Annotated in this window: 24 protein-coding genes; 4 read left to right on the top strand and 20 right to left on the bottom strand. The window is 44.0% G+C overall.

Going from position 1 to position 22702, the window contains the following annotated elements; translation table 11 throughout:
- Window positions 1-25 precede the first annotated feature (25 nt).
- Window positions 26-1069, top strand: coding sequence for a bifunctional transcriptional activator/DNA repair enzyme AdaA (locus MHH26_RS04065; protein WP_106037821.1), 1044 nt, complete (start codon window positions 26-28; stop codon window positions 1067-1069).
- Window positions 1070-1087: 18 nt separating this feature from the next.
- Here the strand turns inward: MHH26_RS04065 and MHH26_RS04060 are convergent, their stop codons facing one another.
- From MHH26_RS04060 to MHH26_RS04040, 5 genes are all read right to left on the bottom strand, one after another.
- A complete protein-coding gene (locus MHH26_RS04060; protein WP_307499502.1) occupies window positions 1088-1633 on the bottom strand; it encodes a GNAT family N-acetyltransferase in 546 nt (181 codons plus the stop codon).
- Window positions 1634-1651: 18 nt separating this feature from the next.
- Entirely contained in the window at window positions 1652-2140 is a 489-nt protein-coding gene (locus MHH26_RS04055; protein ID WP_334748731.1) for a small multi-drug export protein, read from the bottom strand.
- A 120-nt stretch (window positions 2141-2260) separates the two neighbouring features.
- Window positions 2261-3013 (bottom strand): HAAS domain-containing protein, encoded by a 753-nt coding sequence (locus tag MHH26_RS04050; protein WP_307499500.1) that lies wholly within the window; start codon window positions 3011-3013, stop codon window positions 2261-2263.
- A gap of 4 nt (window positions 3014-3017) precedes the next feature.
- Window positions 3018-3344: a PadR family transcriptional regulator gene (locus tag MHH26_RS04045; protein ID WP_340972464.1), complete on the bottom strand. Its 327-nt coding sequence runs from the start codon at window positions 3342-3344 to the stop codon at window positions 3018-3020.
- A gap of 114 nt (window positions 3345-3458) precedes the next feature.
- Entirely contained in the window at window positions 3459-3980 is a 522-nt protein-coding gene (locus MHH26_RS04040) for an acyl-CoA thioesterase (RefSeq protein WP_060596084.1), read from the bottom strand.
- 179 nt (window positions 3981-4159) lie between these two features.
- Between MHH26_RS04040 and MHH26_RS04035 the strand changes: the two genes are divergently transcribed.
- Complete coding sequence (locus MHH26_RS04035; RefSeq protein WP_340972462.1) at window positions 4160-5041, top strand: dimethylarginine dimethylaminohydrolase family protein; 882 nt, start codon at window positions 4160-4162, stop codon at window positions 5039-5041.
- Between the two features lie 40 nt (window positions 5042-5081).
- On the opposite strand, the gene MHH26_RS04030 is transcribed toward MHH26_RS04035, so the two are convergent.
- The 10 genes from MHH26_RS04030 to proG all read right to left on the bottom strand — a co-directional run bounded on the left by MHH26_RS04030 (window position 5082) and on the right by proG (window position 15477).
- The gene (locus tag MHH26_RS04030; RefSeq protein ID WP_340972460.1) at window positions 5082-6050 is read right to left on the bottom strand and encodes an ABC transporter ATP-binding protein; all 969 of its coding nucleotides are present in this window, start codon (window positions 6048-6050) and stop codon (window positions 5082-5084) included.
- Window positions 6040-6957, bottom strand: coding sequence for a C40 family peptidase (locus tag MHH26_RS04025; protein WP_340972458.1), 918 nt, complete (start codon window positions 6955-6957; stop codon window positions 6040-6042). Before MHH26_RS04025 ends, MHH26_RS04030 begins: the two co-directional genes overlap by 11 nt.
- Window positions 6957-8036: a mandelate racemase/muconate lactonizing enzyme family protein gene (locus MHH26_RS04020; protein WP_340972455.1), complete on the bottom strand. Its 1080-nt coding sequence runs from the start codon at window positions 8034-8036 to the stop codon at window positions 6957-6959. Before MHH26_RS04020 ends, MHH26_RS04025 begins: the two co-directional genes overlap by 1 nt.
- Entirely contained in the window at window positions 8033-8974 is a 942-nt protein-coding gene (locus MHH26_RS04015) for a S66 peptidase family protein (protein ID WP_340972452.1), read from the bottom strand. The genes MHH26_RS04020 and MHH26_RS04015 overlap by 4 nt, the downstream gene beginning before the upstream one ends.
- Window positions 8975-9085: 111 nt before the next feature.
- Window positions 9086-10708, bottom strand: coding sequence for a peptide ABC transporter substrate-binding protein (locus MHH26_RS04010; protein ID WP_340972449.1), 1623 nt, complete (start codon window positions 10706-10708; stop codon window positions 9086-9088).
- The gene (locus MHH26_RS04005; RefSeq protein WP_307499493.1) at window positions 10708-11718 is read right to left on the bottom strand and encodes an ABC transporter ATP-binding protein; all 1011 of its coding nucleotides are present in this window, start codon (window positions 11716-11718) and stop codon (window positions 10708-10710) included. Before MHH26_RS04005 ends, MHH26_RS04010 begins: the two co-directional genes overlap by 1 nt.
- Before the next feature lie 7 nt (window positions 11719-11725).
- Window positions 11726-12688, bottom strand: a complete 963-nt coding sequence (locus MHH26_RS04000; protein WP_044138912.1) for an ABC transporter permease — start codon at window positions 12686-12688, stop codon at window positions 11726-11728.
- On the bottom strand, window positions 12685-13620 hold the full coding sequence (locus MHH26_RS03995; protein WP_307499492.1) for an ABC transporter permease: 936 nt from the start codon (window positions 13618-13620) through the stop codon (window positions 12685-12687). The genes MHH26_RS04000 and MHH26_RS03995 overlap by 4 nt, the downstream gene beginning before the upstream one ends.
- Window positions 13621-13638: 18 nt before the next feature.
- The gene (locus MHH26_RS03990; RefSeq protein ID WP_066030997.1) at window positions 13639-14463 is read right to left on the bottom strand and encodes a M55 family metallopeptidase; all 825 of its coding nucleotides are present in this window, start codon (window positions 14461-14463) and stop codon (window positions 13639-13641) included.
- A 189-nt stretch (window positions 14464-14652) separates the two neighbouring features.
- A complete protein-coding gene (proG, locus tag MHH26_RS03985) occupies window positions 14653-15477 on the bottom strand; it encodes a pyrroline-5-carboxylate reductase ProG (protein WP_106038819.1) in 825 nt (274 codons plus the stop codon).
- Between the two features lie 167 nt (window positions 15478-15644).
- Here proG and MHH26_RS03980 point away from each other — a divergent pair, with 167 nt between their 5' ends.
- Window positions 15645-16961: a S1C family serine protease gene (locus MHH26_RS03980; RefSeq protein ID WP_340972446.1), complete on the top strand. Its 1317-nt coding sequence runs from the start codon at window positions 15645-15647 to the stop codon at window positions 16959-16961.
- Window positions 16962-17190: 229 nt separating this feature from the next.
- Here the strand turns inward: MHH26_RS03980 and MHH26_RS03975 are convergent, their stop codons facing one another.
- Window positions 17191-18147 carry a ring-cleaving dioxygenase gene (locus tag MHH26_RS03975; RefSeq protein WP_307499490.1) on the bottom strand — a complete coding sequence of 319 codons (957 nt, stop codon included), beginning with the start codon at window positions 18145-18147 and terminating at the stop codon, window positions 17191-17193.
- A gap of 318 nt (window positions 18148-18465) precedes the next feature.
- On the opposite strand from MHH26_RS03975, the gene MHH26_RS03970 reads away from it, so the two are divergent.
- Window positions 18466-19779 (top strand): APC family permease, encoded by a 1314-nt coding sequence (locus tag MHH26_RS03970; RefSeq protein ID WP_340972444.1) that lies wholly within the window; start codon window positions 18466-18468, stop codon window positions 19777-19779.
- Between the two features lie 11 nt (window positions 19780-19790).
- Here the strand turns inward: MHH26_RS03970 and MHH26_RS03965 are convergent, their stop codons facing one another.
- From MHH26_RS03965 to MHH26_RS03950, 4 genes are all read right to left on the bottom strand, one after another.
- A complete protein-coding gene (locus MHH26_RS03965; protein WP_008358910.1) occupies window positions 19791-20120 on the bottom strand; it encodes a hypothetical protein in 330 nt (109 codons plus the stop codon).
- 63 nt (window positions 20121-20183) lie between these two features.
- The gene (locus MHH26_RS03960; protein ID WP_034663059.1) at window positions 20184-21140 is read right to left on the bottom strand and encodes a sugar-binding transcriptional regulator; all 957 of its coding nucleotides are present in this window, start codon (window positions 21138-21140) and stop codon (window positions 20184-20186) included.
- Window positions 21141-21233: 93 nt separating this feature from the next.
- A complete protein-coding gene (locus MHH26_RS03955; RefSeq protein WP_340973787.1) occupies window positions 21234-22019 on the bottom strand; it encodes an SDR family NAD(P)-dependent oxidoreductase in 786 nt (261 codons plus the stop codon).
- Window positions 21997-22698: an SDR family NAD(P)-dependent oxidoreductase gene (locus MHH26_RS03950; protein WP_252067764.1), complete on the bottom strand. Its 702-nt coding sequence runs from the start codon at window positions 22696-22698 to the stop codon at window positions 21997-21999. Before MHH26_RS03950 ends, MHH26_RS03955 begins: the two co-directional genes overlap by 23 nt.
- Window positions 22699-22702 lie beyond the last annotated feature (4 nt).

Here is a 22702-nt window from a genome sequence, read left to right as displayed (position 1 = left end):
TATAGGAAACCAAGAGGTGGATCGTATGATGATAACCGACGAACAGAAACATGAATTTTATCAAGCACTGGTTGACAAGAACCCGCAATATGACGGCACATTCTTTGCCGGCATTAAGACCACTGGTATCTTCTGCCATGCCACATGTACCGCTAGAAAACCAAAATATGAGAACTGTGAGTTTTTCTTTACAGCAGAGGAAGCACTGCTAGCAGGATATCGTCCGTGCAAGCGCTGCACACCATTAACATATCCTAACAGCATTCCGGAAGAAGTCAAAACACTCGTTTCTGCAGTTGAAACACACCCTGAAAAACGCTGGAAAGAAGAAGACTTTCATCAATTAGGGATTCACTCTGCAACGGCACGGCGGAAATTCAAAGAAATCTATGGTATGACCTTTGTTCAATATGCGAGATCACGCCGAATGGGACTTGCCTTTAAAGAAATTCTGAATGGAAAAAAAGTGATTGATCAGCAGGTCGCCTTGGGCTATGAATCTTCGAGTGCCTTCAATGATGCATTTACGAAAATTATGGGAAATCCCCCTAAAAAGACGCAAACCAAGATTCTCCACGCTAATTTTATTTCTACACCGATCGGGCGGATGATCAGCGTGACAGATGCGACGCATGTGTATTTACTGGAATTTGTGGACAGGCGGGGACTCGAAAAGGAAATTGAGAACATGAGAAAAAAGCATCAAGCCCGTATTTTAGTCGGGGAAACAAACGTCCATCAGCAATTAGCAAAGGAATTGACCTTATATTTTGAGAAAAAACTCACGCAGTTCTCGGTACCACTTTCCTTACATGGCACCCCTTTTCAAATGAAGGTGTGGGACCTGCTCACGCGCATTCCATCAGGCGAAACAAGTTCTTACCGCGAGCTTGCTATGATGCTGGGCGATCCTCATTTGGTCCGGGCGGTTGGTAATGCAAATGGTGCCAACCAATTAGCGATTATCATTCCATGCCACCGCGTCATTCAAACAAGTGGTGAACTCGGGGGCTACGGCGGCGGGGTTGAACGGAAGAAATATTTGCTTCAGCTAGAACAGCGTATATAAAAGAAAAAACGGCTCTGCTTATTCGGTAAGCGAGCCGTTTTCTTCGTTACGGATGATGCTGTATACATCAATGATTTGGTCCCATTTTGAAATGGTTTTTTCTTTTTTCATACCCATTTTTAAAGCGACCTTTACAGACGATTCATTCTCTGGGCGTATTAAGCTGACCATTCGTCTGACCTTCATTTCTTCAAAGCCATAGGTGAGACAGCCTTTTGCGGCTTCAGCAGCATAGCCATTTCCCCACGCTTCTTTCTTTAGCATGTAGCCGATTTCAAGTTCGGTTTGTCCTTCAATGTTTTGCAGAACAATGCCGCTTTGTCCAAGTGGTTCATTCGTTTCTTTGTCTTCAATGATCCAGAGGGAAGTATGATACATACGGTCATTCTTTTGATTCCATGCAATCCACTCTTTCGTCTGCTGCTCATCCTTCAAAGAAGGATAATACTTCATTACTTCTTCATCTTGGAACAACATATCATATAAAAATGGCGCATCATGTTCATTCATCGTTCTTAGCCTGAGCCGCTCTGTTTCAAGCACTGTCCGTGTTTGATGCTGCATTTCTCATCCTCCCCTTGCTTACTGACTAAATATATCTCCGAACAATCCATTTGAATCTGGGGCAAAGTAATGGAATCCCGCACCGGTTAAACTAGCTGCCAGCGCTGTCCACATCATTAAACTAACTGTCATCCACACTGCGACTTGCTTTCTTTTTGTTCCAAAGCTCATGCACATAAACGCCGCTAAATGACTGCCGATGATAAAAGGACCGACGAGTGCTAATCCCGGGAGACCATATCGTTCCCAAATTCTTCTGGCCCGCAGCTGCTTTTTCTCTCCTTTTTCATCACTTTTGTCCTCTTTTCTCTTCAACCGCCATGCTTTGAAGCGGTCTACGAAAACAATGAGAAGTAAAACGGTAAAAAAATTGCCGATGAATCCAATAACTGCTGCCGGTACAGGATGCATGCCACTTAAAATGGCCAACGGAACGACCCCTACCACTTCAAAAAAAGGCAAAGCAGCCAATACAAACACAAGTACATATCCCCATAAAATATCCAAGCACAGAACCCCTTTTCGTTTTTGTCCTCTTCCCATTGTAATGAAAAACACGATACCATTTCTACATTTTTTTAGAAAAAGAAAAGCACATCTTATAGGATTATAGATGTGCTCTGTTTTTTACAACGTATTTTCATTTTTCTTATTCGTCCGGCGTAAAACAATGAGCACAAGCCCTATTAAGATCACAATAGATAGTAGACTTTGCAAGAGAAGCACGCTTGGTGATGTCCAGCCAATCCATTCAAATAGGAGCTGCGGTCCGAAAAAGATGATCGGAATCAATGAAACGACATTCGCCTTTAAGATTGCATTAAAGACAATGATACATAGCAGCATGAGCAGGATGACGCCCCATCTTTGACCTGAGGTCAGGACAAGTAATGGTGTGCCGAGTTTTTGATCCAATAGTTTGATTGTGACCATCGCGGTCAGCTGAAAGATCCCTAAGATCCAAAAGTAAAGAAATGCCCGGCGGCTTGTCTGAAAGGCAGACGCTCTAAACATCACAATGATCATGATGACATTGGCCACTAAAACGAGCGGATAGCCAATCAAAGCATACCAAGAATACGATAAACTTTGACTGATCGCATCTGATAAAATCATGTAGAAGAGAGACCCGATTAAGAAGGCACTGATGAATGGAACCCAGTCTTTATGGTGTCCTGACAGCTCTTTTGCGAGTTCATCAGCATAGCTCCGCGGATCTCCGCCAAACACAGCCTCCCCTGTTTTACCATCTTTTTCAGCCTCGACCGCGTGTGTCGTCAATTCATCCATCAGCTCATCAATTTCGTCCACATTTTTTCCCTTTGATATGAGATATAATTTCAGCTCTAGTAGGATGTGTCTTGTTTCTTTTGATACCATAATCTCACTTCCCTTTTTGTAGTAAACAGTTTACATTTTTTGAAAGCTCACTCCAGCGGGTAATAAACCCTGTGAGCGCTTGTTCTCCAGCTTGTGTGAGCGTATAGTATTTCCTTTTCGGTCCGCTCGCTGATGCTTTTGTGACAGTGGTCACGAGCTGTTCCTTTTGCATACGCAGCAGGATCGGATAGATACTTCCTTCACTAATTTGATCAAACCCGTAATGCGCGAGCTTCTTTGTCATTTCATACCCATAAATCTCACCCTCAGAAATAATCGACAGCAGGCAGCCTTCTAAAATTCCTTTTAGCATTTGTGTGGATGTTGTCATCTTTGTTCCTCCGATTCCAGTACCTTGCATCACAAGATAGCATCATCTTACCACACACTATCTTGTCATGCAAGATACTATCCTAGAAAAAAATCACCGCTGAAAGGGTGATTTTTACGCCCATGGTTTATCTGTTCCAAGTGCGTCAGCCAGTGCCTTGCTATGCTTTCGGCGGCTTTTTCTTTCTTCTGCCCGCTGTTTTGCTGTTTGATGCAGCATGATTTCTTCCTCTGTTTCCGGTACGACTTGTGGAACTCGTTTTGGCTTTCCGTTCTCATCTAGCGAGACAAAAGTCAGAAATGAAGTCGCTGCAAGTCTGCGCTCTCCAGACATCAAGTTTTCTTTCATGACTTTGACGAACACTTCCATGGAAGACGTGCCGACCCACGTCACATAGGATTCCAAGCATACTGACTCTTTTTGTCCAATCGGCTCTAAAAAGTCAACAGAATCCATCGACGCCGTGACCGTTTCACTGCGGCTGTGTCTTGCTGCCGAGATGGATGCAATGTCATCTATATAACTCATTAATTTCCCGCCAAATAAGGTTTGGTGGTTATTCGTATCGAGAGGGAATACCCTGCTGGTTTTAACAACTTTCGATTCCTTGCAGTATTTGAAATTTTCTTCACTCATCATCATAGCTCCTTCTTGCTGTTTTCGTGAATGCGGAACGACTTTTATTAAACACTATTCTTTTAGGTTTGTCTAAACTTTTTGCTTTAGTCTCTTGTGAGAGATTTTCTTTCGGAAATGTTTCAACCTTGACTAGAACGAGGAATAATAGAACTATGAACAAACAAGGAGGCCATTTGATGGATTCTATGAGAGCAGAACAAATACACAAAATGCCGCAATGCATGAGTGAATATGACGATTTACAAGAAGTCCTTTTATGCAGTCCCATCTATATGGAAATCAAACAGATCATCAACGAAACCCAGAAACATTTTGCGAGAGAAAATATTTCTCAAATGAAAGCCGTTGTTCAGCATAAGCAATTGATCCAAACCCTAAAGAACCATCAAGTACGCCCCATCATGCTTCCGGCAAATGACCGTTTTCCTGAGCAAGTCTTTACTCGGGATATTGGGTTTACGATTGGACATACACTCTTTGTTTCAAGCATGGCCGCTCCAGTTCGGCAAGGAGAAGAACAATTGTTAAAAGAGTGGGCACAGGGAAATGGATTGAAAACTGTTACCCTGACAAATGGAACGATTGAAGGCGGCGATGTACTTGTGGATCAAACACGCGTATTTGTCGGAACGAGCAAGAGAACAAACCCAGCCGCTATCCATGAGCTTAAAAAAGAACTGCCGGATCATGATATCATTCCCATTCATCTTCCTCCTCACATTTTGCATCTCGATTGTGTGATGAATATTCTGTCTCATGATGAGATATTAATTTATCCTGAAGCGTTCAAAAAAGAGGATCTTCACCTGCTCAAAATGCATTATGATCTGATTGAAATAAGCGAACAAGAGCAATTCACACTCGGACCAAACATTTTATCCATTGGGCAGAAAAAAGTGATCAGTTTGCCCATCAATCAACAAACAAATGCTGCATTAACCGCTCACGGATACACTGTCATTGAAGTGGATTTTTCAGAAATCATTAAATCTGGCGGCTCTTTCAGATGCTGCACATTGCCGATTCGGCGTTCATCCACTAAAAAAGCCAGCGTGTAGAACAGCTTGTTCTACTTGCTGGCTTTTTATCTGCCTATTTTTATTTCCGATCGTATAAATGACAGGCGACATCATGCCCTTCTTCTACTGCTTGTAATATTGGTTTTTTTTCAGCACACACATCCATCGCTGCAGGACACCTTGTTCGAAATACACAGCCGCTTGGCGGGTTCACTGGACTTGGAATTTCTCCTTTTAAAATGAATCTTTTACGCTTGTCCTCCACGTCAGGATCTGGAATGGGGATCGCAGACAGCAAGGCTTGTGTATATGGGTGCAGCGGTGTTTGATATAACGTATCACTGCTGGTCAATTCGACGAGATGACCTAAATACATGACACCGATTCGGTCGCTGATATATTTGACCATCGACAAGTCATGCGCAATAAAGAGAAATGTCAGCCCTTCCTCCTTTTGTAGTTTCTTCAGCAAATTCACAACCTGCGCTTGAACGGAGACATCTAGTGCAGAAATTGGCTCATCTGCCACAATAAATTTCGGCGCTAAGGCGAGTGCTCTCGCAATACCGATTCTCTGCCTCTGTCCTCCGCTGAATTCGTGGGGATAGCGAGTGGCAAAATCATAGCTAAGTCCTACTGCTTCAAGCAGTTCTTTCACTCGGGCAATCCTTTTCTTTTGACTTCCGTAAAGGTGGTGAATCTCCATTGGCTCCAGCATAATATCTTTTACAGACAGCCGCGGATTTAAGGAGGAATACGGATCTTGAAACACCATTTGAATTTGCCGATTAAAATCAAATGATTCTTTTTGAGAAAGGTGATGAAGGCTTTTCCCTTCATATAAGGCTTCCCCATCTGTCGGTTCATAAAGACGCATGAGCACTTTTCCAAGTGTGGATTTTCCGCAGCCAGACTCGCCAACGAGACCAAACGTTTCGCCTTGTTTCAGCTGAAAAGAGACACCGTCTAGCGCTTTTAACGTTCTTCCTTTCGATAGATGAAAATATTTTTTGAGATTGTTTACTTGTAAAAGTGGTTCAACTGCCATGACCATTCCTCCTCTCGCTTGGCAAATATCGTCTTGCACCTGCCCACTCCTTTTCATATGAAGAGCCAGATAGGGAAAGCAGCTCAATTTCCCTGCCGGTTTTAGGCGAGTGAAGCATCATACCGTCACCTGCGTAGATCCCAACATGGCGGACAGCTCCCCTTCCGTTGTCATTTGCGAAAAACAGTAAGTCGCCTGGTTCTAAATGGCTTGATGCGACCGGTGTTCCTTGCACTACCTGGTCACTTGCGTCTCTCGGCAAAAGATATCCGCACGCTTTGTACATGCTGTAAGCAAAGCCCGAACAATCATAGCCAAAGCTGCTCATGCCCCCCCATAAATACGAAAGACCAATAAATTGTTTCCCCGTGTCTACAACATCTTTGCCGGTCATAGAGGAAATGGATGAAACTGGCTGCACATCTGCTTTGTTAATTTCTCTTGTCCCTGCTGGGGTCACCACATGAAAGCGATCACTCGTTTCTTCTATAGCTGCCAGCTCTGTTAAAAAACTAATCTCCATGTCCGCTTGCCCGTTTCGATAGAGCATGGCTTTTTTCTGACAAACGATATGAGATGCAGCTGGCGCACTTCCTTCTGTAACTTGCTGTAGTTGGTTAGCAGGTATATAGCCAGGATAGCCTTGCGGATGTTTCCGGCTGGCCTGCTGCGGAATGACGACTTTCATCCAGCCGTCTGTCTCTTCTAATCCAATGACTCGTTCGCCGAGCAGTACTTGCGACTGGATCAGATTTTCTTCACATAAAGCCAGTTTTTCTTCATATGTCTGCTGGTCAATCCACTCTTGGATCTTAAAGGAACCCTGAAGTACCTTTTGATCGATTTCTCTCGGTGACTGCGGCGCTGTCCATACGTTCGCAACTGGAACCTTTGATTCAAATACCATCATGAGACTCCTTTCACCCCTTGAATGCCTAACCCATGTTGCGGCGGAAAAAATATATCTTTTCCTTTGTACACGATTCCACCTTCTATCATGTCCTCTTGCAGCATCAGCGGGGCATCAAAATCGTAGCGGGTGATATTCGGCTGGCTTGCGGCGAGATGAGCGGCTGCTGTAATGCCAAGTTTTGACTCAATCATACTGCCAACCATGCACTTTACGCCGTATGCTTCTGCTAGAGCATTTATTTTTAGGGCTTCTTTTATGCCGCCTGATTTCATTAATTTTAAATTGATCAGATCACAGCTTCTCGTTTCAAGCACCTTGATCGCATCATGAAAACTGAAAATGCTTTCGTCTGCCATAATCAATGTATCTGTTGCTTCTGTCACACGGCGCAGGCCTTCGATATCTTCTTTCGGAACCGGCTGCTCTACTAGTTCGATATTCAGCGCCTCCATTTTCCGAATGGCTATGACCGCTTCCTTCCACGTCCATCCTTGGTTCGCATCGAGCCTGATCTGAATATCCGGCCCGACCTTTTCTCGAATTCGCTTAATACGCTGAATATCCGTGTCTATGTCATCTTTTCCCACCTTGATCTTTAACGTCTGAAAGCCTTCAGCTGCGTATTGCTTCGCATCTTCCGCCATCTCAAGCGGCCGGTTTACACTGACCGTATAATCGGTTTCAAGCTGACTGCGATATCCGCCAAGGTATTGATAAAGCGGAAGTCCTGCCTGCTTCGCTAAGCCATCATAAATGGCCATGTCAATCGCTGCCTTTGCGCTTGTGTTGCAAGCGAGCACGCGGTTCATACGAGAAAAAATTTGTTCATACCCTGACAAGGAAACCCCGAGCAAAATCGGTCTGATCACTTCGCAGATGGCATAGTCGATGCTTTCCAGCGTTTCACCTGTAATCACCGTTGTCGGGACTGCCTCTCCGTAGCTGACATCACCTTGATCATATGTGATGATAACGATCAGAGATGCTGCATCATACACCGTTCGTAAAGCGGTTTTAAAAGGCTTTTTTAGCGGTACACTCATTCTGCATGTACGAACATCGACGATTTTCATTTGATCGCCTCTTTCGCTGCAACGCCTGGAGAAATGTGCAGTTTTTTTCCTGTCGCATCTAGTGCAGCCTGCGTGCCCATTGGAATGGCAAAGTTCGGCGAAGAATGACCGATCCGGAAGCCCCCAAGTGCAGGTTTCTTTTGCGGCACAATATAGGTGTCCCATACTTGATTCAATGTGAGGGACTGATCTTTCTTTTTTGGCTCACATTGATGAAAATCTCCAATGATGAATCCAGCCGCATCATCCAATTTTCCAGCAGATGTGAGGTGCTGCATCATTCGATCGATTTTATAGGGCTCTTCGTCAATATCTTCAATGAACAAAAGCTTTCCCTTCGTATCGATTTCAAAAGGTGTACCAAGTGTTGTCACGATGACGGCAAGATTCCCTCCTACAATCTCACCTGAAGCGGTGCCAGGATAAAAGGTATGAAGGGGTGACAAGTGATGTGCATACGTAAAGGCTTTCGGTGTGAACAGCTGCAAAAAGGTATCCTTCGTATACGGATGGACCTCTTCAAGTCCCACATCAGAGGAAAGCATTGGACCATGAAAGGTCACAAGACCGGTCTGCTGCTGGATGGCCGTATGTAAAAACGTAATATCACTATAGCCCCAAAAGATTTTTGGATTCCGGCGAATGAGGTCATAGTCAATGGCTTCCGCAAGTCTTCCAGTCCCGTATCCTCCGCAAGCACAAATAACCGCCTTCACTTCTGGATCTTGAAACATGCGATGAAGATCCTCCACTCTTTCATGATCATAGCCTGCTAAATACCCATACCGGCAGTCGATATACTTTCCTTTTTTCACCTTTAGCCCGAGGCTTTCTAAAAAGGCAATCCCTTTTGCTAATTTCAGCTCATCAGGCGGGCTTGCTGGTGCAATAATCCCCACCGTATCCCCTGTTTGAAGTGCCACTGGCAGCTGGCTCATGCCATATCCCCTCTTTCTCTTTGTTTCTTTCAATCTATGGGTTTCTGCTTCATAACATGAACGAATAAAGGAACAGACGCTTTTATCTAAAAGCGTCTTTTGATCCTAATATCACTCTCCATCTACCTGTGCCCATTTCAAATCGATATACCCAACGGGGTGGCGGACAATTCCCTTCACGCCTTCTTTTTGTAAATGGACTTGGTTATAAAAATGAATCGGAATGATCGGTGCTTCTTCAATGAGAAGTGCCTCTGCATCATGAAGGATGCTGTTTCTCTTTTGTTCGTCTGCTTCCTGGCTCGCTTTTTTGATCAGCTGATCATAGGTATCATTAGACCATCCTGTCCGGTTCATGGCATTCCCTGTTTGGAAGCTCTCTAGGAAGTTGATCGGATCTGCATAGTCTGCTAAAAATGAACTTTGTGAGAATTGGAATTTCAGCGCCTTTTGATCTTCTGCAAATACATTGGCTTCCATGTTCGCAAGCTTCACATCTACACCTAACGCTTCTTTCAGCTGCTGCTGGATAGCTTCCGCTTTTTTCTTGTTCTCAGGCTTTGTACTGTATGTTAATGTGACGGCTGGCAGTTTCGAATAATTCTCTTCTTTCAGCCCTTTTTCTAATAGCTTCGCAGCTTCACTCTTATCATTCTTCACAAGATCACCGCCAGCTTCTCTGAAATCCTCACCCTTTGAATCTAGGATGCCTGGCGAGACGAAAGCGCGTGCAGGCTTCTCTTCATTTTTCGTCACATAATCCACAATATCTTGCGGGTTGATCGCCATTTGAAAAGCTTTGCGAATGTTCTTATTTTGAAATGGTTCTATGTTCACATTCAGACGATAAAAGAACAATCCAGCCTGGTCTTCAATTTGTACATCTTTATTTTTCAGCAGATTTTCACTTTGCTCTGCTGGAACAAAGGCAGTATCTAAATCTCCTGATTGATACATTTGATAGTCTGTGTTTCGATCACTGATCATCAGCCACTTCACTTGATCCAGCTTGACTGTTTTTTTGTCCCAATACGTCTCACTTTTTTCCATTGTGAAACTCTCATCATGCTTCCACTCTGTCAGCTTGAACGGTCCATTTCCGACAAAGGTTTTGGCGTCTTTTGCCCAGTTTGGATCCTTCTTAGCTACCTGTTCATTGACTGGGAAAAAGGCAGGGTTTGCGGTCATATTTAAGAACGATTTCTGCGGATAAGCCAGTGTGACCTTAAGCGTTTTGTCATTTACAGCGCTGACTTTCACGTCTTCTTTCTTGCCTTTTCCACTGTTAAATGCCTCTCCGCCTTCAATCATGTACGCTAAGAACGATGCAGAAGAACCTGTTTTCGGATCAAGCAGCCGCTTCCACGCATATTCAAAATCACTCGCTTTTACTGGATCACCATTTGACCACTTGATGCCATCTCTTAAATGAAACGTGTACGTTTTTCCATCCTCTGATATCTCCCATTTTTCCGCCATTGCAGGAGATGGTTCGTGCTTTTCATTCAGTCTTGTTAACCCCTCCATTAAGTTATTGAGTCCTTGCCACGATACATTATTAAAACCAATCGGCGGATCAAACGACGTCGGTTCGTTTTCGTTATTTAAGGTTAACACTTTCTTTTCACCCTGATTGCTTGATGATCCTTTCCCTGCTTGCTCATTGGCTGTACATCCTGCGAGCAGCATGATCGTGAACAAACATACACTGATGATCCACCCTTTTTTTCTCATCAAAAACTCCCCCTTTGTGTTGAAGATAAAACCGTTTGATTCGCTCGCTCATCTTGGAGCCAGCAATGCACTGTATGGGTAGGTGACCGCTGCGTTTCGTGCGGCATGATATGATCACACACCTTCATGGCGGCCGGACATCGATCTGTATACGGACAGCCCTTTGGCGGCGCAAATAAATCAGGCGGGCTTCCTTCAATTGGAATGAGTTTATCTTTCATATCAAGTCTTGGAACGGATTGTAGAAGTCCTTTTGTATAAGGATGCTGCGGACTGTAAAAAATATCTCGCCTCGTTCCGACCTCCACCATTTTCCCTCCGTACATGACCGCCACTCGGTCTGCGACTTGGGCGACGACCCCTAAATCATGTGTGATTAAAATAATGGTGACACCTGTTTTTCTCTGAATCTCTTTAAACAGCTCTAATATTTGTGCCTGTATGGTCACATCCAGCGCGGTCGTCGGTTCATCTGCAATCAGCACTTTTGGCTCGCAAATCAGTGCCATGGCAATCATGAGCCGCTGCCTCATTCCCCCGCTGAACTGGTGAGGGTATTGCTTTAACCTTTCCTTCGGCTGCGGAATGCCGACCAAATCAAGCATTCGAATGGCGGCTTCTTTCACTTCTTTTTTCGTCAGCTTTTGATGCTCCTTTGCCGCCTCCATGAGCTGGTCGCCTATTGTCAAGGTTGGGTTCAGTGCGGTCATTGGATCTTGAAAGATCATCGAGATATCGACACCTCGTATGGCGCGCATTTCTTTTTCAGATAATGACAGCAAATTGCGGTCTTCAAACCAGATTTCTCCCTGATCAACATGAGCGCTGTAAGCTGGCAGCAGCCTCATAATGCTTTGTGAAGTCACACTTTTCCCGCAGCCTGATTCTCCCACAATAGCAAGGGTTTCTTTTTCATATACATCCACATTCACTCCGCGTACCGCTCGAACTGAGCCGCCATATGTCCGAAAACTGACGTGCAGATCGATGATTTGTAGAACTTTTTTCAAAGCGCCATCACCTCTTCATCTTCGGATCAAGCGCATCTTGCAAGCCATCACCTAAATTGTTAAAGCAAAACATCGTGAGTGAAATAAAAAACGCAGGGAAAAATAAACGCCACCAATGTCCATTATCTGACAGCACTGTCGGCAGCGCATCATTGGCCATCACGCCCCAGCTTGCAAACGGTGCTTGAATGCCTAAACCAAGAAAGCTTAAGAACGCTTCAGCAAATATCGCGGTCGGCACAGTCAAGGTCATCTGAACGATAATCGGCCCCATCGTATTCGGCAGCAGGTTGCGGCGAATGATACGCAGGCTCTTTGCACCAAAGGTTTTTGAGGCAAGGACATATTCCTGGCTTTTCAGCTGAAGAACTTGACCTCTTACGATTCTTGCCATTCCAATCCATCCGGTGACAGTGAGCGCTACAATAATGGTGACAAGCCCTGGCCCCATCAGGACCATTAATAAAATGACAACAAGTAAATAAGGAAGACCGTAGAGCACCTCGACGATTCGCATCATGACATGGTCATATCTCCCCCCCTTATAACCGGCAATCCCTCCATAAATCACGCCGATGGCAAAATCAATAAGGGCTGCCATGACGCCTACAAATAACGAAATACGTGCCCCGTACCATGTACGAGTGAACACATCTCGTCCAAGCTCATCCGTTCCGAACCAGTGAGCAGCGGATGGCGGCAGATTTTGCATCGAAAGACGCTGTTCTGTCACGCTATTAGGTGCAAGCAATGGACCTAATAGCGCCATGATAAAAAGAAAAATCAATACCGATAGACTAAACATCGCAAGCTTATTTTGCTTCAGTCGTCTCCATGTGTCTGCCCAATACGAAAGAGAGGGTCTTTTAATGGCATGGGCCTCCGTTTTCTTTTGCTCTCTCGGAGAAAACCATTCGTCCGGCACTTCATGATGCGGATTCGGTTGATCCTGCTGTAGGTGTATACTCATGCCTTTCCTCCTTTCTGATGCAGCTGAATCCTTGGATCAAGCAGGCGATACGCCACATCGACAATGAAAAGAAGTGTGATTAAAATAATGCTGTAAAAAACAGTGGTCCCCATGATGACAGGATAATCACGGTTGTTAATACTCTCGACAAAGTATTTTCCCATTCCAGGAATCGCAAATATTTTTTCAATGACAAAACTTCCAGTTAAAATGCTTGCGACAAGTGTCCCAAGAATGGTCACAACAGGCAAAAGCGCATTCCGAAGCGCATGTTTAAATACAATTTTAAAGGGAGAAAGTCCTTTTGCCTTGGCGGTGCGAATATAGTCCTGAGACAGCACTTCAATCATGCTCGATCTTGTTAAACGGGCAATAATAGCCATTGGACCGACAGCAAGAGCGATGGTTGGCAGCACCATGTGCATCGGACTTGTCCACATCGCTGTAGGAAAGAGTTTCAAATTCACAGCAAGCTGCTGAATTAATAAGGTAGCAAAGATAAAGTTTGGAATGGATATACCGAAAACAGCAATGGTCATGGCGATATAATCAATCAAGCCATTATGCCGGAGGGCAGCCATGACCCCCAGCAGGATGCCGGAGATGACAGCAATCAATATTGAGATAAGACCAAGTTCTAATGAGACTGGGAAGCCTCTTGCCAATAGATCATTGACACTTTCTGAAGGCTTTTTAATGGAAGGACCAAAATCAAAGGTAACGATGGATTTTAAATAGATGACATATTGAACATACAGTGGTTCATCTAAGTGATAGTAGCTTTCGAGGTTTCGCTGGACGGTTTCGTTTGTATTTCGTTCTTCATTGAAGGGCGATCCTGGGATGACCTTCATTAAAATAAACGTTAAAGTCGTAATCGTTAAGATCGTGGCAATCATCGCAATAAAACGCTTGAGCATAAAGCTGGTCATCTGCCGTCTCCCCCTCGCTTAACAAAATGTTGTACGTGCGGCAAGCTCTGTCATGACAAGCATCGCTTGGTAGGCTTCTAATATATTCTCTGCTTGATACGTCACCGTTGTTGTTCCTTCTATGATGGCAGTACCCGGCATTAAATTCGCCCATTCAGCTTGTCCATAATTGGCAAACTCAATCTTCAGCAGCGGCTGATCAGGAGGCGTCAGTGGCTTGATGTGATGAATCTGTTTCATTGCGGCTTCCACTTGCTGCGAGATTTGTTGATTGACTTTGGCAGGCGTGAAACATTTCACAGCAGACCTTGATATGGTCTCTTTCACTGCTACTGTTTTCACACCAGGCATCAGCTTTTCCGCTTCAAGTGCTGCTTGATCATCTCCGCAAACAAGAATCACCGGCACACCATAGTAGCCTGCGACATACGCATTAAAGCCCATTTCACCAATTGGGTGATCATTTATGTAAAAATGTCTGACACCAAAAATCATACTGTGAGACATCACGCCTTTCATAGATGCCCTCGCATGATAGCCTAAAAAAACAGCAGCGTCATAGGTTTGATCTAATCCTTGCACCATGGAATAAGGCTTGACGTCACCAGATATAAGAGCAGCCTCTTCATGCAGCTCTTCGATCAAAAGATTATTCATTTTAGAATGACTGTCATTGACCAAAATATCGGTTGCGCCATGCTGAAGAAGTGCCTCTACACAGGCATTCACTTCACCCGTCATGATCTTTCTGCCCCGTTCATAATTGTGCTGACGGGCATCGACAAATGTATGATCAGCTAGACCAGTAATCCCCTCCATATCGACAGATACATAGAGCTTCATCCCCATCCCCCTTTAATTAAACTTAAAATTTGTGTATATTTTTCTAAATTTTCTAAAAAATTATATGATTACTTGATTGATTTTTCAATACAATGTCTGAAAATAAGGAAATTAGACTCAGATAATACAGGTCAAAAGGCTTTATGACAAAGGATTTTTTTAACAAATAAAACACCACTAACTATGTCTTTAGTGGTGTTTGTCAGCTTCGTTAATCTGTGATTTCAGCTGTTCATATTTCTTCATGGTTTGTGTAAATAGATCATCAAACATCTGAGGTGCCTGCTTTTGAATGACCTCAGCACCTTCACCTGTAATGCCCCCTTTTGTCGCCACTCTATCGACGGTTTCAGCAAAGGTGAGGCCGCGTTCTACAAGGACTTGACCTGTGCCTAAGAGGGCATACGTTAAAAATTCATACGCTTCCTCTAAGGAAAGCTCACTATTTCTCACAGCCGCTCTCGCCATTTCTTCAAAAAGAGCAGCGATAAAACCAGGAGAGGAGCTCGTCAAGTTACTCGCCGCATCAAACCGGTCTTCCTCTACTTCACGGACGATGCTAAAAGCTGAAAGGAGACGGTGCAAACGCGCCTTTTCTTCCTGACCTGCGGTTTCACCATGCGCAACGAGGGATACGCCCGTTCCAACAGCTGACGTGAGCGTTGGGATGTATCTGGAAACTGGTTGAGTCGTATGCTTTGATAACTTGTCTAACGTCACAGCCGCGGCTACTGACACAATATGTACCGATTTGGCTGCTGAAGGCAGTTGATCGAGCACATCAAGTACAACAAGCGGCGGCACGCAGACAAAAAGTACATCACATGAGGCAGAAAGTTCGTCTAATGAGCAGATATTTATTTCTTGATGCTTGTCTTTGAGCTGATGCAGGCGGTCCGTTTCACTTCTTGTATGGATCATGATTTGATGGGCATTGAGTACCTCTTTTTCCAGCCATTTTTGCACCATCATATCAGCCATGCTTCCATATCCAATCATTCCAATTGTCTCCACAGTTTAATCTCCTCTATTTTGCTTAGATTCACTACTTATTTTAACAATTTCCCACATTGTTTTCATTTTTATCCCACACTTTTTTCTTACGATATAGTCAGTATCCACCACATAAGGTAAACCCCATCGAACCATACATGAAAAATTGAAGAAAGAGAGTGATTCGAATGACACATCACAAAAATGAAAAACACCCTTCTCATGAACTTCAAACAATTGAACAGCCACAAAAACAAAAGAAGAAGCCCAGTGGCTGGTTTAAGCCATTCGTCAGCGGCATTGTGGGTGGTACGCTAGCATTAGGTGTCTACATCCTTACGCCATATGCCCAGCACGCATCAGACAACACAGCAAACAATTCAGCAGCAAAAACAGAAGCTGTATCGACAAATGATACAAGTGCCAAATCGTCAAAAACAACCGCCGTCCAAACATCACATTCATCAAGCAACATCTCAAGCATGGTCGAAGATGTAGCGCCAGCCATTGTCGGCATTACAAACTATCAAGCGCAAAGTCAAACAGACATGAGCTTTGGCGATTTCAATACACCTTTTGATGAGTCACAGCAAAATAAAAGCAGTCAAGAGGAAAAAACAGGTACAGGCTCAGGAGTGATTTTCAAAAAATCCGGAAGTAAAGCCTATGTCTTAACAAACAACCACGTCATTGAAGGGGCAAATAAACTAACGGTCTCCTTGCACGATGGCAAAACCGTTGAAGGTAAATTAGTCGGAGCTGACCCGCTGACTGACCTAGCAGTTGTAGAAATTAGCAGCAGTCATGTGACAAAGGTCGCGGCATTAGGCGATTCCTCCTCGCTGCGTGCTGGGGAAACCGTCATCGCAATTGGAAACCCGCTTGGTGAAGATCTATCAAGAACCGTGACCCAAGGAATTGTCAGCGGTGTCGACCGAACAGTCTCTATGAACACATCAGCAGGCGAAAGCAGCATTAATGTCATTCAAACAGATGCAGCCATTAACCCAGGTAATAGCGGCGGCCCGCTTCTTACGACAGACGGAAAGGTTGTGGGGATCACGAGTATGAAAATCTCTGAAACAGGTGTTGAAGGCATTGGATTCGCACTTCCAATCAATGATGTCAAACCAATCGCCGATCAGCTTCTCGCAAAAGGAAAGATTGAACGTCCATATATCGGCATCAGCATGCTGGATCTCGAACAAGTCCCAGATGTGTATCAGAAAGAAACACTCGGGCTCAAAAATAGTCAGCGGGATAAAGGTGTGTACGTCAAAGAAATCGCCGCAGGCTCACCTGCCGCCAAAGCTGGCTTTAAGTCAGAGGATGTCATTACCGCCATCGATGGGAAACAAATCAAAACCGGAAGTGAATTACGTCATGAGCTATACACGAATACAAAAGTAGGAGACACCGTGAGCATCACACTCATTCGAAACGGAAAAGAAGAAACAAAGAAGGTTACATTAATACAATCTGAATCTAAGCAGGTAAGTTCCTAAAGCAAAAAGCAGCTCATCATGAGCTGCCCAGATTGTTGACAAAGGGCTAAAATCATCTTGATTTTAGCCCTTTGTCTTCTTTTCAGCGTGATAGAAAACCTTTGCAGTCTAGGAAAGGCGAGCACCGGAACGGAGCGAATTGAACATTCGTGAGTACCGGAGCACAGCCCTGACAAAGAATGCGAGGGTTTGTCTACTCGCTGAGCAGCTCATGAATGAGCTGCTTTTTTTATGATGACTGAATTGGCGTTAATCTTTGTTCTATTTCTGCTCGTTTGTGCTCTAGAAATGGCGGAAGGGCTAATTGATCACCAAGCTCATCTATCCCTTCATCGACTGTAAACCCAGGGCCGTCTGTTGAAATTTCAAATAAAATACCATTCGGCTCTCTAAAGTAAAGGGCTTTAAAGTAGAAACGTTCCACAACACCTGAGTTCGTGAAGCCTGCTTTTGATATTTTGTCATACCATTTTTCCAGCTCCTCTGCATCTTCCACGCGAAAAGCTACGTGATGCACACTTCCTCTGCCGGAACGCTCAGAAGGTCCTTCAGCTTTTTCGATCACATGAATTTCTGTTCCAGCACCGCCATTTCCTGACTCAAAAATGGTCACGATCTCACCGTCATTTGATTGTTCACGCGCTCTTTCAGTGAAGCCAAGGATGTCTGTTAAAACACGGATCGTTTTGTCCGCTTCTGCAACGGTTAATTCAACTGGACCCAAACCTCTAATTGCAAACTCTGCCGGAATATCGTCATGCACTGGCGGTGAACCCGCTTCTTGTGCGTTCGGTTCTACTGTTAAAAATAGCTGCTGCCCTTCTGGATCTTGAAAACGCAAGGCAGGTCTTCCGCCTCTCAAGGAAGCCGTTTCTTGCTGCACACCTGTCTCATCAAACCGCTTTTCCCAAAATGAAAGTGCTTCTTCAGAAGAAACGAGAAGGCCTGTGCTTGTGATGGCGTTTGTTCCTTTCAAACGACGGGCAAGCATTGGAATTTCAAAGAAGGTGAGCTCCGTACCCGGTGAAGCAACCTCATCTCCATAAAACAAATGATACATAGAAGGGTCATCCTGATTGACAGTTTTCTTTACAAGTTTTAAGCCAAGAATCTGGCGGTAGAAATCAACATTTTTTTGAGCATTGGCTGTTAATGCAGATACGTGGTGAATCCCATTGATTTTCATTACGTTCACTCCTATTTCAAAATATCTCGAATTCAAGATAATACCCTTATGAATAAAATAGGTCATTTTTCAAGAAAAGTCAACCATTTGGCTAGAAGTTCGGTTTCTGACGGTAAAATTAACATTAAATCAAAAATAATCTTTTATCGTTCGTTTTTAAAGCAACGTTCATCCTGATATCTCCAATAAACGAACACTTTTAAATACAAATGCGAAAATCAGAAAATTTTTTTAATTCTTGTTTTCCTAAAATCGTATTACAATGAACAAAATACATGTCACAGTAACGTACGAAAGTGATGCAGGAGGTCGTGTGTAATGAACAAAGAACAACCAGCGTTAAAACAGGACATCGGCTTATTTTTTGCCCTATCTCTTGTCATCGGGACCATTATCGGGTCCGGCGTCTTTATGAAGCCAGGCAACGTCCTTTCCTATTCAGGAAGCTCAGACATCGCCTTATTTGCTTGGCTGCTAGGTGGAATTTTAACCCTTGCAGGCGGACTGACTGTTGCTGAAATTGGTACACAAATCCCTCGGACTGGCGGATTGTACGCTTATCTTGAAGAAGTGTATGGTGAGTTTTGGGGCTACTTATGCGGCTGGGTGCAGATTATCATTTACGGACCTGCCATCATTGGTGCGCTCGGTCTTTATTTTGGTTCATTGTTAGCCAATTTATTTTCTCTTTCTTCTTTATGGTCGACAACAATTGGCATTATTACTGTTTTATTTTTATGTTTGATCAATATTATGGGAACGAAATACGGCGGTTTTGTACAAGGGCTGACCACCATCGGAAAGCTTGTCCCGATTGTCGCTATTATTGTGTTTGGCTTATGGAAAGGAAACGAAAATATCTTTATGGCTGTCAACGAGAGTATCGCTCAAATGAACTTCGGTGCAGCGATTTTGGCTACGTTGTTTGCCTATGATGGCTGGATATTGCTTGCAGCACTTGGCGGTGAAATGAAAAACCCAGAGAAGCTGCTTCCTCGTGCAATGGCAGGCGGGATTTTAATCGTCACGGCTTGTTATCTCTTTATTAATGTCGCTCTTTTGCACGTGTTACCAGCAGATCAAATCGTCCAGCTAGGTGAAAATGCGACAAGTACTGCTGCAACAATGCTCTTTGGACCAATCGGCGGTAAGATCATTAGTATCGGAATCATCATTAGTATCTTTGGCTGTTTGAACGGAAAGGTTCTTTCATTCCCACGTGTGATTTTCGCGATGGCTGAACGAAAGCAAATTCCTTTCGCAAACGCGATTTCGCGTATTCACCCTACCTTCAAAACACCTTGGATTGCTGTATTTGTGCAAATTTTGATCGCCATTGTGTTTATGATCGTCAGTAATCCAGAAAAGCTGTCAGAGGTTTCGATCTTCATGATCTACATCTTTTATGTCATGGCCTTTTTCGCAGTCTTTAAGCTGAGAAAACAAAATAGCGGAATGGAGCGTGCTTATAGCGTACCACTTTACCCGCTCACACCGATCGTTGCGATTATCGGTTCTTTATTCGTCTTAATCAGCACCATGATCACCGACTGGAAAAGCTGTCTAATCTCCATGCTGATCGGGATTGCTGGACTGCCTATTTATTATTATATGAAAAAAGCAGAGCGCTAAACAGCGCTCTGCTATTTTTTATATTGCTTGATCACTTTGTATGATTCGTTTAAATATCTCATGAGCCGGTATGGCTTACTAAGCACGCGGATTGGGAGTCTTGAGATAAACCCATTCAAATTCGCCTTATATTCCTGCGTCATCCGCTTCGGCTTTGTGGCAATTTTTTCGTATACTTCTTTGTAAAATTCCTTCATGATGTCGACTTGCACACTGATCTTCTGATGACACTCTGTACACTCAACGCTTTTCATCTGATCATTCACATAAACGATGCTGTGGAGGGTCTCTTCTTGGCACCGAGTACAATGTAGGTTTGCTTCCATTTCGGTTTTCTTCAAGATACACAGCTCCTTTCTCGTTTGATGTTGCTCTTTTTATACAATTCGATTGCTATCAGCCGTTTATTGGACGGAAGCTTCCTTTAAAATGGCTGCCGCCGTTAGTTCGTCTGTCACCAGCACTTGAATGAATCCGCCATTTAAAGCCCCTAAAATACTTTCAGCTTTATGGGTTCCTTCTACAACAGCGATGACCGTTTTGACACTCTTTAACTGCTCCAGTGATAAACCAATGACCTTTTGGTTCAGTTCATCTTGGACAGGTTTGCCTTGACCGTCAAAGAAACGAAAGCCAATATCACCAACAGCCCCTGATTGCCTTAAACCAGATAAATCCTCTTCTTTTAAGTAACCAACTGTTTTTAACGTTGAACCTTTATGCGGGTTGCCAATACCGATGAGGGCAATATCTACATTTCTACCTTCTTCAAGCACAGCTTCTATATCCTGCATTGCCATAAGCCGCTCTTTTAATTCTTCTGTTTCTAAAATCGCTGGGGCATATAAATAGGAACACGTGCCATTCATTTTCTTTGCCAGCTCATATGCCAGCTGATTGGCATGAATGTCGACTGCCTGCCTGCCCATTCCGCCCTCTAAAGGAATGACCTTCACATCGTTTCTTCGCTCAAACGGGTATTCCTTTACAAGCTCAGCCAGTGTGGTTCCCCATGAAATGCCGATTTTCTCCGCATCTTTCATGTTTTTAGATAGATAATAGGCGCCTGCTTGACCGACTGCCCGTTTCACCATCTCAGACATTGTCCCGACACTTGGGACAACGACAGCATCTGTTAATTGAAACGTTGTTTCTAACTGCTTTTCCAGCTCCACCGTATGAATACTTTCGTCTTTAATGTACACCTCAACGATTCCCACATCTTTTGCTTTTTGTAAGAGCTTTGAAATGACTGGTCTTGAGACATTGAGCTTTTTTGCGATTTCCTGCTGCGTCCACCCGTCTGTATAATAAAGATGAGCAACTTTGACGAGCTGTCGTCTTTCTTCCCAATTCAGCATGTGACATCATCCTTTTAATATACTATGATTCCCAGTATACCAAACATTCGTTTCTAATTGGAACAATTGTTACGAAAATGACAAAAAGAGCGATTACCTCTCCGCTCTTTTTCCCTCCGTATATTTCGGCTGATACGTTCTCCCGCCGTCTAGCAGGATAATTTGTCCGTGCAAATAGCTTCCCTCGTCACTTGTGAGAAATAAAGTGAGTCCTGCGATATCCTCAGGTCTTCCTAATCTCCCAACAGGTATAAGCGATTGCAGCTGCTTTTTCTCCTCCTCAGTAGGATAGAGCGTATCAAGCATTTGAGATTCAATCACACGGGGTGTAATCACATTGATACGTACATGGTGTGCCCCTAATTCCTTTACAAGCGAACGCATCAGGCCAAAAGCACCTGCTTTTGAGGCGTAATACTGAATACCGCCGCCTGAGCCAGTTATAGCAGATCCTGATCCAATCATGACAATGCTTCCTTCTTGCCGCTCACATATATAAGGTGCCGACGCTTTGATGCAATAGTAAAGACCATACAAGTTCACAGAAAGTGTCTTTTTCCAAAGTGAAAAATCAACTTCTAAAAAAGGAAGTGATTTTGTCATCCCTGCTGAATACACAAGATGAGCAATGCCGCCGAGCTCCCTTTCAGCTGCTGAGATCATCTGCTGAACACTTTCCCACGATGAAACGTCAGCTTGAAATGTCAGCAGCTGAGAATGCTGTTTTTTTAAAAGCGAAAGTCCTTGTTCATCTATATCGGACACAGCGACTCTGTGCCCTTCTTTTAAAAAACGCTCGGCAATTTCCTTTCCAATCCCTTGGGCACCACCAACGATGAGAACTGGTTTTTGATCATTAGCCAGCACTCTCACCCCCATCAAGCATAATCGCTGCACCATCTGTAAAAGCGCCATATGATGTACTTAAAAAGACCGTCATATGGGCCACAGTCTCCTTGATTTGCTCTGTGTCAGGAACCAAATGGAGAGGAGGCGGCAATAGGGCGAGCACACGGATACCTTTGTCTTTAAATTCTCGCGCCAGCCCTTTTGTCATGGCATTCAGCATAGAATTCGATGTAGCATGTGAGATCCCGCCATCACCTGTAATACTGCCTGATGACGATATATTAATAATACAGCCTTGCTTCTGGTCCACCATGTGCCATACGGCGGCTTGACTGGAAAGAAAGACAGTATTCACAGCTGATTCCACTTCGTCCACCCATTTATCAGGGTGAGCGGCATCAAGCTCCGCTTCCGCTCCTTGCGCTGCTTGATTGACCAAAATATCTAGTTTCCCGCATGTATCGATCACTTGCCTCAGCATACGCGTGGCATCACGCGGTGTTTCTAGCGGGTTCATGATGATACTCGCCTGACCGCCCATTTTTTGAATGTCTTCATAAATGGATCTAGCCTTTGATTCATCATAAAATGTGTGTAAAAAAACATGTGCACCTGCCCGGGCTAAAGCCAGGCAGATGGCTTCTCCAAATCCATCTGTGCTACCTGTCACAAGTGCCGCTTTCTGATGAAGCTGGACGTGCACATGCATCTCC

It is taken from the genome of Bacillus sp. FSL K6-2839 (assembly GCF_038003365.1).
In the GTDB taxonomy this organism is placed as follows: domain Bacteria; phylum Bacillota; class Bacilli; order Bacillales; family Bacillaceae; genus Bacillus.
This window is presented reverse-complemented; position numbering and strand designations above follow the sequence as displayed.

Bases quoted from the DNA above. Each gene is read 5' to 3' on its own strand.
- MHH26_RS04065 (WP_106037821.1), top strand. From the start codon at position 26: ATGATGATAACCGACGAACAGAAACATGAATTTTATCAAGCACTGGTT.
- MHH26_RS04060 (WP_307499502.1), bottom strand. From the start codon at position 1,633: ATGCAGCATCAAACACGGACAGTGCTTGAAACAGAGCGGCTCAGGCTA.
- MHH26_RS04050 (WP_307499500.1), bottom strand. From the start codon at position 3,013: ATGGTATCAAAAGAAACAAGACACATCCTACTAGAGCTGAAATTATAT.
- MHH26_RS04045 (WP_340972464.1), bottom strand. From the start codon at position 3,344: ATGACAACATCCACACAAATGCTAAAAGGAATTTTAGAAGGCTGCCTG.
- MHH26_RS04040 (WP_060596084.1), bottom strand. From the start codon at position 3,980: ATGAGTGAAGAAAATTTCAAATACTGCAAGGAATCGAAAGTTGTTAAA.
- MHH26_RS04035 (WP_340972462.1), top strand. From the start codon at position 4,160: ATGGATTCTATGAGAGCAGAACAAATACACAAAATGCCGCAATGCATG.
- MHH26_RS04030 (WP_340972460.1), bottom strand. From the start codon at position 6,050: ATGGCAGTTGAACCACTTTTACAAGTAAACAATCTCAAAAAATATTTT.
- MHH26_RS04025 (WP_340972458.1), bottom strand. From the start codon at position 6,957: ATGGTATTTGAATCAAAGGTTCCAGTTGCGAACGTATGGACAGCGCCG.
- MHH26_RS04020 (WP_340972455.1), bottom strand. From the start codon at position 8,036: ATGAAAATCGTCGATGTTCGTACATGCAGAATGAGTGTACCGCTAAAA.
- MHH26_RS04015 (WP_340972452.1), bottom strand. From the start codon at position 8,974: ATGAGCCAGCTGCCAGTGGCACTTCAAACAGGGGATACGGTGGGGATT.
- MHH26_RS04010 (WP_340972449.1), bottom strand. From the start codon at position 10,708: ATGAGAAAAAAAGGGTGGATCATCAGTGTATGTTTGTTCACGATCATG.
- MHH26_RS04000 (WP_044138912.1), bottom strand. From the start codon at position 12,688: ATGAGTATACACCTACAGCAGGATCAACCGAATCCGCATCATGAAGTG.
- MHH26_RS03995 (WP_307499492.1), bottom strand. From the start codon at position 13,620: ATGACCAGCTTTATGCTCAAGCGTTTTATTGCGATGATTGCCACGATC.
- MHH26_RS03990 (WP_066030997.1), bottom strand. From the start codon at position 14,463: ATGAAGCTCTATGTATCTGTCGATATGGAGGGGATTACTGGTCTAGCT.
- MHH26_RS03980 (WP_340972446.1), top strand. From the start codon at position 15,645: ATGACACATCACAAAAATGAAAAACACCCTTCTCATGAACTTCAAACA.
- MHH26_RS03975 (WP_307499490.1), bottom strand. From the start codon at position 18,147: ATGAAAATCAATGGGATTCACCACGTATCTGCATTAACAGCCAATGCT.
- MHH26_RS03970 (WP_340972444.1), top strand. From the start codon at position 18,466: ATGAACAAAGAACAACCAGCGTTAAAACAGGACATCGGCTTATTTTTT.
- MHH26_RS03960 (WP_034663059.1), bottom strand. From the start codon at position 21,140: ATGCTGAATTGGGAAGAAAGACGACAGCTCGTCAAAGTTGCTCATCTT.
- MHH26_RS03955 (WP_340973787.1), bottom strand. From the start codon at position 22,019: ATGGGGGTGAGAGTGCTGGCTAATGATCAAAAACCAGTTCTCATCGTT.
- MHH26_RS03950 (WP_252067764.1), bottom strand. From the start codon at position 22,698: ATGCATGTGCACGTCCAGCTTCATCAGAAAGCGGCACTTGTGACAGGT.